15 protein-coding genes are annotated in these 16517 nt (G+C 68.1%); 9 read left to right on the forward strand and 6 right to left on the reverse strand.

What is annotated here, in order from left to right; all coding sequences use genetic code 11:
• Positions 1-67 precede the first annotated feature (67 nt).
• The gene (locus tag DAE25_RS02535) at positions 68-2074 is read left to right on the forward strand and encodes an ATP-dependent DNA helicase (protein WP_234410805.1); all 2007 of its coding nucleotides are present in this window, start codon (positions 68-70) and stop codon (positions 2072-2074) included.
• 129 nt (positions 2075-2203) lie between these two features.
• Here DAE25_RS02535 and DAE25_RS02540 read toward each other — a convergent pair whose 3' ends face one another.
• Together DAE25_RS02540 and lexA are read right to left on the reverse strand one after the other, a co-directional pair.
• The gene (locus DAE25_RS02540) at positions 2204-3010 is read right to left on the reverse strand and encodes a phosphatase PAP2 family protein (protein WP_107764634.1); all 807 of its coding nucleotides are present in this window, start codon (positions 3008-3010) and stop codon (positions 2204-2206) included.
• 111 nt (positions 3011-3121) lie between these two features.
• Positions 3122-3847: a transcriptional repressor LexA gene (lexA, locus tag DAE25_RS02545; protein WP_056887728.1), complete on the reverse strand. Its 726-nt coding sequence runs from the start codon at positions 3845-3847 to the stop codon at positions 3122-3124.
• Between the two features lie 330 nt (positions 3848-4177).
• Here lexA and DAE25_RS02550 point away from each other — a divergent pair, with 330 nt between their 5' ends.
• Positions 4178-4549, forward strand: a complete 372-nt coding sequence (locus DAE25_RS02550) for a LysM peptidoglycan-binding domain-containing protein (RefSeq protein WP_107764635.1) — start codon at positions 4178-4180, stop codon at positions 4547-4549.
• Between the two features lie 335 nt (positions 4550-4884).
• On the opposite strand, the gene DAE25_RS02555 is transcribed toward DAE25_RS02550, so the two are convergent.
• Positions 4885-5283, reverse strand: coding sequence for a hypothetical protein (locus DAE25_RS02555; RefSeq protein WP_107764636.1), 399 nt, complete (start codon positions 5281-5283; stop codon positions 4885-4887).
• Between the two features lie 506 nt (positions 5284-5789).
• Positions 5790-6404: a DUF6318 family protein gene (locus DAE25_RS23000; protein WP_159083523.1), complete on the reverse strand. Its 615-nt coding sequence runs from the start codon at positions 6402-6404 to the stop codon at positions 5790-5792.
• Between the two features lie 156 nt (positions 6405-6560).
• Here DAE25_RS23000 and DAE25_RS02565 point away from each other — a divergent pair, with 156 nt between their 5' ends.
• Positions 6561-7562, forward strand: a complete 1002-nt coding sequence (locus DAE25_RS02565; RefSeq protein WP_159083524.1) for a CAP domain-containing protein — start codon at positions 6561-6563, stop codon at positions 7560-7562.
• 85 nt (positions 7563-7647) lie between these two features.
• Complete coding sequence (locus tag DAE25_RS02570; protein WP_056887733.1) at positions 7648-8172, forward strand: Dps family protein; 525 nt, start codon at positions 7648-7650, stop codon at positions 8170-8172.
• Positions 8173-8244: 72 nt separating this feature from the next.
• On the opposite strand, the gene DAE25_RS02575 is transcribed toward DAE25_RS02570, so the two are convergent.
• Positions 8245-8589, reverse strand: a complete 345-nt coding sequence (locus DAE25_RS02575) for a hypothetical protein (protein WP_159083525.1) — start codon at positions 8587-8589, stop codon at positions 8245-8247.
• Between the two features lie 393 nt (positions 8590-8982).
• Between DAE25_RS02575 and nrdR the strand changes: the two genes are divergently transcribed.
• The 3 genes from nrdR (at position 8983) to DAE25_RS02590 (ending at position 12896) form a co-directional block, all read left to right on the forward strand.
• Positions 8983-9555 (forward strand): transcriptional regulator NrdR, encoded by a 573-nt coding sequence (gene nrdR, locus DAE25_RS02580; protein WP_107764639.1) that lies wholly within the window; start codon positions 8983-8985, stop codon positions 9553-9555.
• A 114-nt stretch (positions 9556-9669) separates the two neighbouring features.
• Positions 9670-12540, forward strand: coding sequence for a vitamin B12-dependent ribonucleotide reductase (locus DAE25_RS02585; RefSeq protein WP_107764640.1), 2871 nt, complete (start codon positions 9670-9672; stop codon positions 12538-12540).
• 110 nt (positions 12541-12650) lie between these two features.
• A complete protein-coding gene (locus tag DAE25_RS02590) occupies positions 12651-12896 on the forward strand; it encodes a hypothetical protein (RefSeq protein WP_107764641.1) in 246 nt (81 codons plus the stop codon).
• 13 nt (positions 12897-12909) lie between these two features.
• On the opposite strand, the gene DAE25_RS02595 is transcribed toward DAE25_RS02590, so the two are convergent.
• Entirely contained in the window at positions 12910-13335 is a 426-nt protein-coding gene (locus tag DAE25_RS02595; protein WP_234410806.1) for a very short patch repair endonuclease, read from the reverse strand.
• Positions 13336-13492: 157 nt separating this feature from the next.
• Here DAE25_RS02595 and DAE25_RS02600 point away from each other — a divergent pair, with 157 nt between their 5' ends.
• Positions 13493-14950, forward strand: coding sequence for a DNA cytosine methyltransferase (locus DAE25_RS02600; protein ID WP_107764643.1), 1458 nt, complete (start codon positions 13493-13495; stop codon positions 14948-14950).
• Positions 14951-16516, forward strand: a complete 1566-nt coding sequence (locus tag DAE25_RS02605; protein ID WP_107764644.1) for an ATP-binding protein — start codon at positions 14951-14953, stop codon at positions 16514-16516.
• Position 16517 lies beyond the last annotated feature (1 nt).

Here is a 16517-nt window from a genome sequence, read left to right on the forward strand (position 1 = left end):
CGTCACCAGGTGGCGGTCCTGTGGAGTGGCTTCGGCCTGTGTCGGTGTCGGCGCATAGGGTGCTCCGGTGCCAACTTCCGACTCCGGTGTGACCCCCCTGCTCCACGAGGCCGTGACGGCGCTCGGGGGGCAGGAGCGCACCGGCCAGGTCCGGATGGCCGAGGCGGTCGCCAGCGCCTTCACCGAGGGCGAGCACCTGCTCGTCCAGGCCGGCACCGGCACCGGCAAGTCGCTGGCCTACCTCGTGCCCAGCCTGCTCCACGACCAGCGCGTGGTGATCGCGACCGCGACCCTGGCGCTGCAGCACCAGCTCGTCGAGCGCGACATCCCGCGGCTCATGTCGGCGGTGGCCGGCGCGCCCGGGGGCAGCAAGGTCGACACGTCGTACGCCGTGCTCAAGGGCCGCTCCAACTACGCCTGCCTGCACCGCATCCGCGAGGGCGTGCCCGACGACCAGGGCGCCCTCGTCGACGTCCCGGTGGGGTCGATGGCCGAGACGGTCCTCGAGCTGCGCGGCTGGGCGGAGAAGGAGGCCGAGGACGGCGGCTCCGGCGAGCGCGACAACGCGCCGCGGCACACCGACCGTGAGTGGCGCCAGGTGAGCGTCAACCACCGCGAGTGCCTCGGGGCGGCCAAGTGCCCCTTCGGCCAGGAGTGCTTCGCCGAGCTGGCCAGGGAGAAGGCGCAGCGCTCCCACCTCATCGTCACCAACCACTCGCTGCTGGCCATCGACGCGATCGAGGGCGTCCCGATGATCCCGGAGTACGACGCCGTGGTCATCGACGAGGCCCACGAGCTCACCGCGCGGGTCACCCAGGCCGCCACCGACGAGCTGTCCGTCAACGACGTCGAGCGGGCCGCCCGGCGCTCGCAGCGGATCGTGGAGGACGGCTCGGCCGACGCGCTGGCCGAGGCCGCGGACGCGCTGTCGGACGCTTTCGAGGCCACCATGGCCGGGCGGATCGAGCGGATGCCCGACCAGCTCGGCGAGGCGCTGGCCCTGGTGCGCGACGCCGCGCGCACCTGCCTGTCGGCCTACCCGCGCGAGAGCGCCGGCGACGGCGGCGAGGCCGACCCCGGCCGCACCCAGGCCAAGGGGATGGTGCAGGACGTCTTCGCCAACGCCGAGCGGATGGCCGCCGACCTGGAGTCCGACGTGCTGTGGCTCAGCGAGCCGCCTCCCCACATGTCCACCCGCATCCCGCCGCGGCTGCACGTGGCGCCGCTGCAGGTGTGGGGCCAGATGCGCGACAAGCTGCTGTCCGACAAGACGGTGGTGTTCACCAGCGCCACCCTGATGCTCGGCGGCGACTTCAACGCCGTGGCCTCCTCGATCGGGCTCAAGCCGACCGAGCGGGTCGAGGACGGCGCCGCGGCCCCGGCCGACACCGCCGACGGGGTGCTGCCGTGGCGCGGCATCGACGTCGGCTCGCCGTTCGACTACGGCCAGCAGGCCATCCTGTACGTCGCCCGCCACCTGCCGCCGCCCGGCCGCGACGGTCTGGTCAAGAGTCAGCTCGACGAGATCTGCGAACTCGTCGACGCCGCCGACGGGCGCACCCTGGGGCTCTTCTCCTCGCGGCGGGCCGCCGAGGCCGCGGCCGAGCACGTCCGCACCGCTCTGCCCCACCTGACGACGCTGGCCCAGGGCGACGCCCAGCTGCCCGAGCTGGCCAAGCAGTTCGTCGAGGACCCGCACACCATCCTCTTCGGTACCCTGTCGCTGTGGCAGGGCCTCGACGTGCCGGGCGACACCTGCCAGCTGGTGATCATCGACCGCATCCCCTTCCCGCGCCCCGACGACCCGCTGATGTCCGCGCGCCAGCGGGCGGCCGACAAGGCCGGCGGCAACGGCTTCATGCAGGTCGCGGCCACCCACGCCGCCCTGCTGATGGCGCAGGGGGCCGGGCGGCTGATCCGCACGACCACCGACCGAGGCGTGGTCGCCGTCCTCGACCCCCGGCTGGTCACCGCGCGCTACGGCGGCTTCCTCAAGGCCTCGCTGCCGCCGATGTGGACCACCACCGACCCCGCTCTCGTGCGGAAGGCTCTCGCGCGGCTCGCGTCGGGCTGAGGGTCGAGCTCCCTCGCCGGGGGCGGTGAGCAGGCCACGTTCCTGCGCTTCGCCGGGTGGCTGGCTGACCGCTGTCCGGTGTGTCCTGCGGGGGCGTTGCCGGGGGCGGTGAGCAGACCACGTTCCTGGTCAGCGCCGGTCAGCGAGGCGTGACGAGGTGCCGCCCACGTCGACGGTGGCCTCGTCGTACCGCCGCTGCGGGCCCACGGTCCGCCAGGCGATGAGCACGACCGCCCAGCCGGCGACGATGTCGAGGACCCAGTGGTTGCCCGTCCCGACGACGACTACGGCGGTGACCAGCGCGTGTGCCCAGGCGAGCGCCGCGACGGCCCGTCGCCGGGTGACGTGGCTGACCGCAAGGGCGACCCACAGCGCCCACCCGGCGTGCATGCTCGGGAACGCCGCCAGCTGGTTGGTCAGCCAGCCCAGCCCCTGGGGCGCCGACGCGTCGCCGCCCCACCAGCCCGCGGCGGAGTGCACGGCGAGCAGGTCGGTCCAGCCGTCCATCAGCCGCGGCGGGGCGGTCGGCATGGCCAGGTAGGCCAGCAGCGCCACGCCGGTGGCACCGACCAGCGCGAGACGTGCCGGTCCGTACGCCGCGCGGTGCCGGGCGTAGAGCCAGACGACGACCAGGAGGGTCAGCAGGTAGTGGGCGCTCGCGTAGTGGAACGACGCCACCACCCCGATGGTGTCGTGCTCGAGGAACCAGCGGTTGAGGCTGCCCTCGACGTCGAGGTGCAGAGTCCGCTCGAGGTCGAGGATGCGGACGGCACGGGTGACCGCCGGGGCCAGAGAGTCGTCCGCCAGCACCCGGCTGACGGCGTACCCGACGTACACGAGCGCGAGGACGCCGAGCTCGCGCAGACCCGACCGACGGACCGGCGGGATGGTGCGCGCCGTACGGGTCCGGACTGCGGGAGCGACGAGTGAGGCCATCGGTCCAGTGTTCGCGGCGAGGCGCCCGGGCGCATCGGGATTTTCCCGGCGGTACCCCCGACACGGGTGTCAGGGGATCCCGGGGTCTACCGGCCCAGAGGCCGGGGTGGGTCACATGCGGCGCAGGACCGCGGTGACCTTGCCGAGGATCGTGGCGTGGGTGCCGTCGATCGGGTCGTAGGCGTCGTTGTGGGGGAGCAGCCACACGTGGCCGTCCTTGCGCTGGAACGTCTTGACGGTCGCCTCGCCGTCGATCATCGCGGCGACGATCTCGCCGTTGGACGCCGTCTGCTCCTGGCGGATGACGACGTAGTCGCCGTCGCAGATAGCCGCGTCGATCATAGAGTCGCCGGACACCTCGAGGAGGAAGAGCGTGCCCTCGCCGACCAGCGACTTGGGCAGCGGGAAGACCTCGGTGATCTGCTCCTCGGCCAGGATCGGTCCACCGGCGGCGATGCGGCCGACCATCGGGACGTACGTCGCCGGGGGAGCCGTGTTGCCGATGTCGGTCTCGTCGATGCTGGTCTCGTCGGCGCTGGAGATGGAGCGGCGCGCGGCCATCAGCTCGGGCAGGAAGACCTCGATCGCGCGCGGACGGTTGGGGTCGCGCTTGAGGAAGCCCTTCTCCTCCAGCACCTTGAGCTGGTGGGCCACGCTCGAGGAGCTGGTCAGCCCGACGGCCGCGCCGATCTCGCGCATGCTCGGCGGGTAGCCGCGCGTCTCGATGGCCTCCTTGATGGTGGCGAGGACGCGCTGCTGACGCGGGGTGAGTCCGGTCGCGTCCGGCGGGCCGTCGGGCATCTCGACGACCTTGCCCTTGCGGTCCTTGCTGGCCATGGGGTTCCTCCTGAGCGGTCCTGCTGCTGGGCCTGTCCGTGCTGCGTTGACGCCAACCGTAGTCCTGTCGCGGACTCGACTTCAAACATTTGTTCGAACCGCGTGTCGCTCGGGGTCGGCGGTGCGACACGTCGAACAAATGTTCGTCTAACCCCTTGCGTCGTTCGAACACACGCTCTACTGTCGAACACGTGCTCGATCGAACACCTGAGCGATCCACGGACGACGTCATCGGCAGTCTCGGCGGCGTTGTCGGTGGCTTCCTCTAGACAGATCCCAGATCAACCGATCGACACCACCCACCGGCTGACTCTTCCCCTGGAGGCCAACATGAGCACCATCACCGTCTCGCCCGCCTTTGCCCCGACCCGCAGCTCGCGCACCGCCCGCACGTCGTCGCGGTCGTCGGTGCGGCTGACGCGGAGGGGCCGTGTCGTCGTCCTCCTGGCGTCGCTGGCCCTGGTCCTGATGGCCGGCTTCTTCCTCGGCTCCGTCGCCGTCGGCACCAACGAGGCCGGCCAGGCGCCGGCCACCGAGATCGTGATGGTCGAGCCCGGCCAGAGCCTCTGGAGCATCGCCTCCGACCTCACCGACTCCGGTGACGTCCGCACCACCATGCGCGAGATCGAGCGCCTCAACGCGCTCGACACCGTCGCGCTCTCCGCGGGGCAGAAGCTCCGCGTGCCGGTCAGCGTCGACTGACCTTCTAGTTCTCCGCCAGTCGACTCGACCCCGGCTGGCGGGACCGGGGAAGACAAGGGGCGGGCCCATCAGGCCCGCCCCTTGCGGCATTTCTGGGGCCTGTTCGGGGGTGCTCGCGGCCGCTGCGAGCTGAGTCGCCCGGTGACTCAGCTCGTAGTCCACTCTCGGCCCCCTTTCCAGGCCCGCACCGCGGAGTGCGACCTGCGGTACCCACGACCTCAGGTCGCAGTCGGCGCGCAAACCCCTCTCGAGCCCCCGGCCGGGTCGCTCGGACATAGCGGCCCACCTGGTCCACCCGGTGGATCTCGTGGGCCGCCATCTTCCCGGCGCCCCGGTCAGCGGACGAGCTGCGGCTTGGCCTCGAGTACGGCGACGGTGACGGGGGTGCCGTCGATGGTCACGGTGCCGTCGACCGGTCGCCAGGTGGGCTGGCCCACGACCCTGAACTGGGCGGACCAGGTCGTGTCGACGCTGAGGTCGAGTCCCTCGGACGTCTTGGCGTAGGTGTGGGTGATCAGGTCGCCCATGTCGGCTCCCTCGGTCCACGCCTGGCCCGGGACCGCGGTCTCCTGGCTGGTGTCGTCTCCGTGGTGCCACACGAACCGGCTCGGCCACACCTCAAGCAGCACGTCGATGTTGACCCTGCCGAGGTGGACCGGGATCTGGTGCCGCTCCGCGCTCGTGGACAGGATCGTCGGGAGGTTGACCAGCGTCTCGCCGCCGGGCGGTTGCACGTTGATCGTGGACTGGGGGAGCGCGACTCGCTTAAAGGCGTTCAGAACCTCAGCGGGGATGTCGGCGGTCTGTGTCGGGGTGGTCTCCGCCGTTGGCGGAGGATCCTCGGGGCATTGCGTGTACTCCCCGAGTTGGCCGCCGTCAGCAAGGACGTACGTCCACACGATGGGTGGCGAGCCGTCGGGGCAACTGAATTGCTCGACGCATCCAGAGGCGGCAATCGTGTTGCACGCTTGAGACTGGACCCACTCACCGGGAGGGAGCGCAGTTTGAGTCGCAACAGTCTCAGTGGCACCTTCGGATGAAGCTCCTCCGTCGGCCGAGCCCGGTTCCGGGGGAGTGGCTGCCTCGCCTCCAAGCTCGTAGATGCCAGCGTCCGGATTCGGATTCACTGTTGCCGTTGATGACGGCTGCGGCTGGTTCTGAGAGTCGTCGCCCTGACTCGATGCCGCTGTCGCGGAGCTCACCAACGCGAGTGCGACGGCGATCGCCATGACAATTGCCTTCATTTCGCGTACCACTTGGATACCTGCCATCCGACCTTGCTCGAGAACAATTCGTAGCGCAGGGCCTGCGTCGCGGCCGGATATTCGCCATCGAGGTCCTTGGAACCTGTGACGGTTTGATCTGTGCGGCTCACTCGAACGGACAGGTAGTAGAGCGAGCCGGCATCCCCAACGCGCCGAGTGCCAGTCACTTGCGCTGCTTCGACTTCGTGGTCGCCGCCGGTGATCGCGCCGCCCTGCTTGTAGACGCGCTCGATAATCTCTGCGCCGCCCTCGCAGGCTGCGCAGGACTTCGAGCTGAGGCTTCGCAGTTGCTCAGTTTCCCCGGTTGCCTGTGCGTAGTCGACGCTCGCGTAGAAGTGCGAGACGAACGCCTCCGCGGCCTCCACCCCATCCCCCTCCGCCTCCGGCGGAAGCGTCGGCTCCACCGGCCCCGTCTCCGTCTCGTCCGCCGAGGGCGACGGCGACGAGGTCGTCGGGTCGGGGATCTCCGGCGTGGGTGCGGCGTCGGAGCAGCCGGCGAGCACCAGCGGCAGGACGCAGGCGGCCGCGAGAGCGCGGCGTACGGGGCCAAGCTTCATGAAGACCTTCTTTCCCGAGATCGCCGGATCCATGCCCGAGCACGGCCGACGCAACAGAAACTAAGCGAAGAGCGCCGCGAGATCGACCCCTACTTCCTGCCCTGTGGACGACGGCGGACGACGATGGACGACGCGCGGGGCCGCGGGGGAGTACGTTCTCGCCACTCCCATCGCTCGATAGGCCAGACCATGCGCGTACGCCGCTCGCTCGCCGCCCTGCTCGTCCTGCCCCTGCTGGCTGCGCCGCTCGCCCAGGCAAACGCCGCCACGGGAGATGACCTGCCCCGCGCCACGTACGAGATCACCGGCCCCGTCACCCCACGAGCAACGACCGCCATCGACACGAGCAGCAAGGCGGCGGTCAAGGGTGCCTACCGGCGACTGTGGGTCCGCGGGCAGCAGAGCAGGCCGCGCTGGCGAGGTGGCAGTACCGAGCGGTGCCGACCGGGACGGCTCGCCAACGGATCCACCAAGCGACAGCTCAACGCCATCAACTTCGCCCGTCGGATGTCCGGCCTGACCCCGCTCACCCTCGACGCGAGCACGGTGAGGCAGGCCCAGGCGGCCGCGCTGATCATGACCGCCAAGCACGCGGTGAGCCACTACCCGCCGCGGGACTGGCCCTGCTGGACGCGCGCGGGTTACGACGCCGCCGGGGAGTCCAACCTCTACGAGGGCACGTCGCGGGAGAGCAACAGCGACAAGATCGAGGCGTACCTCGACGACTGGGGAGGCGGCAACCACCGCGTCGGCCACCGGCGCTGGCTCCTCTACCCCTACCTCGACGCCGTCGGGATCGGTGGCACCCGCACTGCCAACGTCACCCACCTCTTCGGCTCGCCCTTCGACGAAGCGGCACCCAACCCACAATGGGTGTCGTGGCCGACGGCGGGCTGGTTCCCGAGTCGCCTCGACCCCCGCGGCCGCTGGTCGCTCAGCTCGGGCGCCGACGACACGGACTTCTCCCAGGCGCGCGTCGAGGTCGAATACAGAAGGCAAGAGATACAGGGCATCAAGCTCCGCACGCCCGACAACGGCGTCGGCAAGCCGACCCTCGTCTGGGAGATGCCCGCCCGCGGGTGGCCGGGCAGGCCCGTCGGCACGGCCCGGGTGACGGTCAGCGGCATCGTCGTCGACGGCGTGCCTGGCCAGGTCGCGGCGTACACGGTCCGCTTCTTCCGGACCCGCTGAGCGCGACGAGGAGAGCCTTCCCTTACTGGAATCGTTCCAGAAAAGCGGGTTGAGTGGCCCTCGCACCCGACGAGAGGAACTCACGATGACCCAGACCGCACCCCGCCCCACGCACACCGCCCACCCGGCGTTCCAGGCCGACCAGCAGCTGGCCGACCACCTCCAGCAGCTCCTCGTGGACCTCACCGACCTCCACCTCCAGGGCAAGCAGGCCCACTGGAACGTCGTCGGCAAGAACTTCCGCGACCTCCACCTCGCCCTCGACGAGGTCGTCGACGCCGCGCGTGAGTTCTCCGACGTCGTCGCCGAGCGGATGCGCGCCGTCTACGTGACGCCCGACGCCCGCGCCGCCACCGTCGCCGCGAAGACGTCGCTGAGCGAGTTCCCCGCCGACGAGATCGACACCGCGGACTGCGTCGACGCGATCGTCGCCGCGCTGTACGCCGTCGCCGGCACCGGCCGCCGCATCCACGACGAGGTGGACGCCGCCGACCCGACGTCCGCCGACATCATCCACACCATCCTCGAGCGCCTCGAGCAGCTCGCCTGGATGATCGACGCCGAGAACCGCATCGCCAACGCGAGCATCCCGCGCTCGATGCACGAGTGACCTGAGGTCACCGACGCGCGAGCGTCACCGCACCGGCCCGTTGGGCGCGCACGGCACCACGTCGTACGCCGCTCAGCGGGCCGCTCTGCGTCCGCCCGGGACGCGCGGGGGAGCAGGCTCGGAGGGCTCGTCGTCGGGGGGCGCGGTGATGCCCAGTGTCCGCATCAGCCGGGCGATCAGCAGCAGCCCGGTGAACAGGCAGGCGATCGCACCGATCGAGGCCAGCGCCAGGAGCGCCCAGGAGCCGGACTCGCCGCTGCGTGCCGACGTGCCGAAGTCGATGGCGAGGTAGACGAGGTAGCCCCACGCGACCACGCACAGCGTGATCCCGACCGCCAACGCGAGCGCAGTCTTGTTGACCCCGCCGCTCTGGCGAGGGCCACGCCGCGACCCTGCCCGCTTCCCCGAAGATGCCACGGGAGCATTGTGTCCGATGGCGGCTCACCGTGGGGCCGGAACACTCCCGGCGAGACCCCCGACACGCCGCCCGAACGGGCCATCCGGGACCCGATCTGGAACCCCTCGAGGGCACTGACCTGCGGTTTTACCGAGGCCCCCTGCGACGCCCCGGATGATCATTTCGAACCACTTGCACATGTCCCCGCGCCAACGTACGGTTACCACTACATCTAGTAGTTACACCGTTGTGGTTCTCCACATCTAGTCCACAGGGACCGGGTGTTGACCTCACAGCCAGAGGCTACTTGTCCACAGGAATCACCGGCTGGTCCACAGGCGTTGACACCCCATGAGGGGTGTCTGCAGCGCGCCCCGACGACCGACCGGACGAGCGAGGGGGGAGGCCCGCACATGCACTGTCCTTACTGCCGCAACACCGACACCCGTGTGCTCGACTCCCGCGTCGCCGACGACGGCAGCTCGATCCGCCGCCGTCGCACCTGCAACGACTGCGCCAAGCGGTTCACGACCGTCGAGCAGATGCAGCTGACCGTCCTCAAGCGCTCCGGCGCGACCGAGCCGTTCACGCGGGACAAGGCGATCGCCGGCGTCCGCAAGGCGTGCAAGGGCCGCCCGGTCACCGAGGACCAGCTCGCCTGCCTGGGCCAGGCCGTCGAGGACGCCCTGCGCCTCAGCGGTCAGGCCGAGATCCCGGCCCACGAGGTCGGCCTCGCGATCCTGAGCCCGCTGCGCGAGCTCGACGAGGTGGCCTACCTCCGCTTCGCCAGCGTCTACCGCGCCTTCCAGAGCGCCGACGACTTCGAGGACGAGATCTCCCTTCTCCGAGCGGAGCGAGAAGAAGGAAGTCCGGTGGTTGAGGTGCTCGACGCGTCAGCGGCGAGCCTCGAAACCCTCCGTGCTGAGCGCCTCGTCCCCGACGAGGTCGCCCCGGACGAGGCGGCACATCCAGCCCCCACGGGCTGACACAGACTGCCCGGCACGTCGTGGGGAAGCGGCGTGCCGGGCGTACCACTCCCAGCCGAGCAGTTCGGCTGACCACCAGAGTTGACCAAGCACGAGGGATCCAGAGGAGAACCCATGACCGAGACGGTGAGCACCGGCGCCGCGTCCAAGCAGGGCAAGGGCGAGGGCCTGGCCCTCGAGCGCGTCTTCAGCACCGAGGGCACGCACCCCTACGACGCCATCACCTGGGAGCGTCGCGACGTCGTCCAGCAGAACTGGAAGACCGGCGAGACCGTCTTCGAGCAGCGCGGCGTGGAGTTCCCCGACTTCTGGTCGGTCAACGCCTCCACGATCGTCACCACCAAGTACTTCCGCGGCGCCGTCGGCTCCGACGTGCGTGAGTGGAGCCTCAAGCAGCTCATCGACCGGGTTGTGAAGACCTACACCAAGGCCGGCATCGACCACGGCTACTTCAAGACCGACGGCGACGCCGAGATCTTCGAGCACGAGCTGACCTGGCTGCTGGTCAACCAGTACTTCTCCTTCAACTCTCCCGTGTGGTTCAACGTCGGTACGCCGTCGCCGCAGCAGGTCTCGGCCTGCTTCATCCTCTCGGTCGACGACTCGATGGACTCGATCCTCAACTGGTACAAGGAGGAGGGCTTCATCTTCAAGGGCGGCTCCGGTGCCGGCCTCAACCTCTCCCGCATCCGCTCCTCCAAGGAGCTGCTCTCCTCCGGTGGTACGGCGTCCGGACCGGTCTCTTTCATGCGCGGCGCCGACGCGTCCGCGGGCACCATCAAGTCGGGCGGCGCCACGCGTCGTGCGGCCAAGATGGTCGTCCTCGACGTCGACCACCCGGACATCGAGGAGTTCGTGATGACCAAGGCGCGCGAGGAGGACAAGATCCGCGCCCTGCGTGACGCCGGCTTCGACATGGACCTCGGTGGCGCCGACATCACCTCCGTCCAGTACCAGAACGCCAACAACTCGGTCCGCGTCAGCGATGAGTTCATGCGCGCGGTCGAGGAGGGCACCGAGTTCGGGCTGCGCTCGCGCGGCACCGGCGAGGTCATCGAGACCGTCGACGCCCGCGACCTGTTCCGCAAGATCAGCGTCGCCGCGTGGGAGTGCGCCGACCCGGGCCTGCAGTACGACGACACGATCAACGACTGGCACACCAACCCCGAGACCGGCCGCATCACCGCGTCCAACCCGTGCTCGGAGTACATGTCGCTCGACAACTCGTCGTGCAACCTGGCGTCGCTCAACCTGCTCAAGTTCCTCAAGGACGACGACACCTTCGACGCCGCGCTCTTCGCCAAGGCCGTCGAGTTCATCATCACCGCGATGGACATCTCAATCTGCTTCGCGGACTTCCCGACCGAGTCGATCGGCGACACCACCCGCGACTACCGCCAGCTCGGCATCGGCTACGCCAACCTCGGCGCCCTGCTGATGGCGATGGGCCTGGGCTACGACTCCGAGGGTGGCCGCTCCATGGCCGCCGCGCTGACGTCGCTCATGACCGGTACGTCGTACAAGCGCTCGGCCGAGCTGGCCGGCATCGTCGGCCCGTACGCCGGCTACCAGCGCAACGCGACCGCCCACAAGCGGGTCATGCGCAAGCACCAGGCCGCCAACGACCAGGTGCGCGTGCTGCACACCGAGGACGGCCGCGTGCTCAAGCTCGCGACCGAGGCCTGGGCCGACGTCATCGCCACCGGCGAGGTCAACGGCTTCCGCAACGCGCAGGCCTCGGTGCTCGCGCCGACCGGCACCATCGGCTTCATGATGGACTGCGACACCACCGGCATCGAGCCCGACTTCTCCCTGGTGAAGTTCAAGAAGCTCGTCGGCGGCGGCTCCATGCAGATCGTCAACCAGACGATCCCGCGGGCGCTGCGCAAGCTCGGCTACCAGCCCGAGCAGGTCGAGGCGATCGTCGCATACATCGGCGAGCACGGCCACGTCATCGACGCCCCGGGCCTCAAGCTCGAGCACTACGAGATCTTCGACACCGCGATGGGCGCCCGCTCGCTCAAGCCCATGGGCCACGTGCGGATGATGGCGGCGGCCCAGCCGTTCCTGTCCGGCGCGATCTCCAAGACGGTCAACCTCCCCGAGAACGCCACGGTGGAGGAGATCGAGGACGTCTACATGCAGTCCTGGAAGCTCGGCCTCAAGGCGACGGCCATTTATAGAGACAACTGCAAGGTCGGCCAGCCGCTCTCCGACGGTGGCGGCAAGGCCAAGAAGGACGCCAAGGACGCGGCCGACGCCAAGGACGCCGCGGCGACCAAGGTCGTCGAGAAGGTCGTCTACGCCCCGACCCGCAAGCGCCTCCCCAAGTCGCGCGTCTCGCGCACGACGTCCTTCACGGTCGGCGGCGCCGAGGGCTACATGACCTCGGGTGCCCACGACGACGGCCAGCTGGGCGAGGTCTTCCTCAAGCTCGGCAAGCAGGGCTCGACCCTCGCCGGTGTGATGGACGCGTTCTCGATCGCCGTCTCGATCGGTCTGCAGTACGGCGTCCCGCTGGAGACCTACGTCTCGAAGTTCACCAACCTGCGCTTCGAGCCCGCCGGCCTCACCGACGACCCGGACGTGCGGATGTCGCAGTCGATCATGGACTACATCTTCCGCCGCCTGGCCCTGGACTACCTGTCCTTCGAGGAGCGCTCGATGCTCGGCATCTACTCGGCCGACGAGCGCCAGCGCCACCTCGAGACCGGCTCCTACGAGCCGATCGTCGAGGAGACCGGCTCCGCCGCCGAGCTCGTCGAGGACCACCCGGTCGTCGCCGAGGTCGTGGACGCCGAGGAGGTCGTCGAGGCTGCGGCCAAGCCGGCCCCCGCCGAGGCCAAGACCACGGCCGAGCTCTTCGAGAAGCTCACCGGCACCGCCGTCGACTCGCCGCTCTGCATGACCTGCGGCACGAAGATGCGGCCGGCTGGTTCCTGCTACGTCTGCGAGGGCTGCGGGAGCACCAGCGGCTGCAGCTGACCTGATGAGTACGTCGAGGGCGGGCCGCGTCATGCGGTCCGCCCTCGTCCTCGTCGGTGAAAGTCCAGAATCTGCTGCTGGGTATACCGATCCTGTGATGAGCTCTGATCATGCTCACCAAGCAACACCTGCCGAATCTGGTCCTCGATGCTCTGCGTCAACTCGGAGGGTCGGGAACCGTCGTTGAAGTCACACGCGAGGTCTGGTTGCAGAACGAGCCGCAGCTGCGGGCGAGCGGCGACCTCTTCTACACGTGGCAGTACGACCTCCGGTGGGCGGCTCAGCATCTCAGGAACGAAGGTCAGCTCGCGCCGACCTCCCGCGGTGCGGCTTCGCGCTGGACCCTCGCCATCTAGGCAGCACTGGGCGTCAGCTCGGCCGAACCAGCTTCTTGATGGAGGCGGCCACCTCCGTCGGGTCTTCGTGTTCCCACACGCGGACCACTTGCCAGCCCTGGTCGACGAGCAACGCAGTCGTCTCAACGTCGCGGGCGACGTTCGCTTCGAGCTTCGTTGCCCACCAGTCGGAGTTGTTCTTGGCTGGGATCGAATGGTCGGGACAGCGATGCCAGAAGCAGCCGTCGACAAAGACGGCGACGCGCTGCTTCGGAAACGCGATGTCAATCGTTCGCCGCGCGTTGCCCGGTACCTTGACGCCCACACGGAACCGGAGACCCAAGCCGTGCAGCTCGCTGCGGAGGGCCAGTTCGGGTGCGGTGTCGCCGCGACGCTGCGTTCGCATCCTGCGGCGAACTTCCTCAGTCGCAGGGTCCGGTCGGGCGTGCTCGGTGGCCACTTGGTCAAACTACGACAGGGGACCAGAACGCCGCCGGTCGAAGTCGGAACAGCGCGGCACCCGTCCCGTTGTCGGTGCGTTGAGGGATGCTGTCAATCAAGCGAACAACGGGCCGGGCCCGTTGCGAAGCCGTACGAGAACGAAGGGCGTAACGAGTGTGAGCATCCCCGTCATTGACGTGTTCGCCGGTCCCGGCGGCTTGAACGAAGGCTTCTCGGCCTTGCACGACCCAAACGGTGAGCAACGGTTCAGCACAGCGGTCTCCATCGAGATGGACCCCTGGGCCTGCGAGACGCTGAAGCTCAGAGCCACCTTCCGCGGCCTGCGGCGCGTGACTGGACATACACCCGCGCCTTATGTCGATCTATTGGCGGGAAGGACGAGTCTCACGGACTTCTACCGTCACCCTGACGTCGAGGGACACGCCAAGGAGGCCGACGAGGAGGTCCGGCGGATTGAGCTGGGGGAGAAGACTCGGGCGATCTCTGACTCTGTCATCGCAGAGCGGTTACGAAACGCTGGTGGCGGGGAGTGGGTGCTCATCGGAGGCCCGCCCTGCCAGGCGTACTCCCTCGCGGGGCGCTCACGCAGGGTCGGCGATCCAAGCTTCAAGGACGATCACAAGCACGTCCTGTATCGCGAGTACCTCAACATCATCGCGAAGTTCGAGCCTGCCGTCTTCGTCATGGAGAACGTCAAGGGGATGCTGTCGTCGCAACACGAGGGCGGGCGGATCTTCGAACGGATCAAGGCCGACCTGGAGAGTCCGCGAATGGGCCTGGACTATGAGATTCGCTCTTTGGTCGTTCCGGTGGCGGCTGCGGACCTGCAGCCCTCTGACTTCATCATCCGGGCGGAGGAGCACGGCATTCCCCAGCGCCGCCACAGGGTGATCATGTTGGGAGTGCGGTCGGACCTGACGTCCCGCGCATCCATGGTTCTGGGCAAGCAGGGGCAGGTTTCGGTGCGGGATGTGATCGGTGACCTGCCCGCCATTCGGTCCCGAATCAGTCCAGTCTCGAACGATTCGCCGTCCGCCTGGCACGAGTCACGCATGCTCGCAGCCGCCTTGGCCGGCGAGCGGGAGCCTCAGCGCGACGCAGTGCCTGAGCTGGGCGACAGATGGCTGCCGTATCGGTCGCGAATCAGGGGCGAGCTTGCTGAGTGGCTAGTCGATTCATCCCTGAGTGGGATCACCCTGCACGAGGCGCGACGTCACATGCCAAGCGACTTGCAGCGGTATGCGTACCTGTCGTACCTGGCCGGGAGAGGCAAGTCACCCAAGGTCATGGACCTCCCGGCCCAGCTCGCTCCCAACCATAGGAACGCATCGAGGACGGACGCTCCGTTCGCGGACAGGTTCCGGGTCCAACAGTGGGTGTCACCCAGCACTACCGTTGTTTCGCATATCGCGAAGGATGGCCACTACTACATCCATCCGGATCCTGAGCAGATGCGCAGCCTCACTGTCCGAGAAGCAGCGCGACTGCAGACCTTTCCAGACAACTACCTGTTTGTCGGCAATCGAACGCAGCAGTATCACCAAGTTGGTAATGCAGTTCCACCGCTGCTTGCCAAGCGGATCGGTGAGGTTGTGGCCGACCTCTTGGGGTGAGTGCTGGCCCCCGGCAAAGCCATTTTCGTTAGTTTCTGGAGCGACGAGTCGATCGCGACGCTAGTCTGCATCGTCGGTGGTCTAGTTCAGTGGGGGAAGGCTTTGAAGGAGATCGAGCTCGCGCCCGATCCGCATCTGTTGGAGTCGATGCGAGCGGTTGGCTACTCGTTCGAGACCGCCGTGGCCGATCTGCTGGACAACTCGATAGCGGCGCGCGCATCGCAGATCGATGTGCTCGCGTCGCCGTCGGGTCCACTCAGATTGTCCATTCTCGACGATGGTGCGGGTATGGATCGGGCGACTGCACTGAGCGCCATGCGCTTGGCCGCGAGGAGCCCCAACGAGGTGCGCAATGCCACGGACCTCGGGCGATTCGGACTTGGCCTCAAAACAGCTTCGCTCTCGCAGTGCAGAAGGCTGACGATCGCAACACGTCGTGACGGCGTCACCACGGTTCTGCGTTGGGACCTGGAGCACGTGGTCGCATCGGGAACTTGGGCTGTCCTAGAGCTGGAGTCTGCAGAAGCAGAAGGCCTATGGGGCTGGGAGCGGTTCGATGACAGCGAGCACGGCACTTTGGTGTCGTGGGAAGACTTGGACCTTCTCGCCATGACGGAGGGATCCACTCAGGCCGACTTCGACGCCGCTTTGATGAGGGTGCGGTCACACTGCGAACTGGTTTTTCACCGATTCGCCACCGGCGACGGCTGCGCAAAAGTGCAGATCAGTTTCAACGGGAATTCAGTCGACACTTTGGACCCCTTCGTCTCGTCTTCCAAAGCGACCCAGCGTCGAGACGAGACGATTCGGGTCGACGGGGTGTCGCTTCCTGTGCAGGCATACACGCTTCCATTCATCAACAAGATGACGATCCAGCAGAAGCGGAAGGCGATGGTCGCGGGCTCGCTGCGGGACAGCCAGGGGTTCTACATCTATAGGGGTGGCCGGCTCGTCATCTGGGGCACCTGGTTCCGTCTCAACCCCAAGTCCGAGATGGCCAAGCTCGCTCGCGTGCGGGTCGATGTGCCCAATTCGCTCGACCATCTCTGGGCGCTCGACATCAAGAAGTCGCAGGCGACGCCACCGCGCGAGATGCGGGATGCCCTCCGCACGCTCGCGGGGCAGCTGGTGGCTCCGAGTGAGCGCGTTCAGCGATTCCGCGGTCGCAAGCTCAAGGCGGACGACTCTCTTACCAGGGTCTGGGATGTGGTTGTCGAGAGGGACAAGGACTTTCGATACGAGGTGAACCGTCACCACCCCCTCCTGCGGCACTTCTGTGAGGCACTGGATCCGGCGCAGCTGGCCCAGTTTGCTGCTCTGCTTGACGTGATGGAGCAGTCGTTTCCGGTTGTGGACGCGCACAACAGACTGAGTGACGACGGAGTCAGCATCCAGGATCGCGCTCAAGTTGAGGAGCTGGTGAAGCGCGCGGTGAGCCTGCGACCTGTCTTCCTCGACACGCATCCGGACGTGGATGACTTCATTTCCATGCTGCTGGGGATGGAGCCCTACGGCTCATCCAGCGAGTTCGAATCCACGTTGCGAAAGGTCTTGGCCGAGAGATGAA

The sequence above is a fragment of the Nocardioides terrigena genome, from assembly GCF_003047265.1.
GTDB lineage: Bacteria > Actinomycetota > Actinomycetes > Propionibacteriales > Nocardioidaceae > Nocardioides > Nocardioides terrigena.

Bases quoted from the DNA above. Each gene is read 5' to 3' on its own strand.
- DAE25_RS02565 (WP_159083524.1), top strand. From the start codon at position 6,561: ATGCGCGTACGCCGCTCGCTCGCCGCCCTGCTCGTCCTGCCCCTGCTG.
- lexA (WP_056887728.1), bottom strand. From the start codon at position 3,847: ATGGCCAGCAAGGACCGCAAGGGCAAGGTCGTCGAGATGCCCGACGGC.
- DAE25_RS02590 (WP_107764641.1), top strand. From the start codon at position 12,651: ATGCTCACCAAGCAACACCTGCCGAATCTGGTCCTCGATGCTCTGCGT.
- DAE25_RS02570 (WP_056887733.1), top strand. From the start codon at position 7,648: ATGACCCAGACCGCACCCCGCCCCACGCACACCGCCCACCCGGCGTTC.
- DAE25_RS02585 (WP_107764640.1), top strand. From the start codon at position 9,670: ATGACCGAGACGGTGAGCACCGGCGCCGCGTCCAAGCAGGGCAAGGGC.
- DAE25_RS02550 (WP_107764635.1), top strand. From the start codon at position 4,178: ATGAGCACCATCACCGTCTCGCCCGCCTTTGCCCCGACCCGCAGCTCG.
- DAE25_RS23000 (WP_159083523.1), bottom strand. From the start codon at position 6,404: ATGGATCCGGCGATCTCGGGAAAGAAGGTCTTCATGAAGCTTGGCCCC.
- DAE25_RS02540 (WP_107764634.1), bottom strand. From the start codon at position 3,010: ATGGCCTCACTCGTCGCTCCCGCAGTCCGGACCCGTACGGCGCGCACC.
- nrdR (WP_107764639.1), top strand. From the start codon at position 8,983: ATGCACTGTCCTTACTGCCGCAACACCGACACCCGTGTGCTCGACTCC.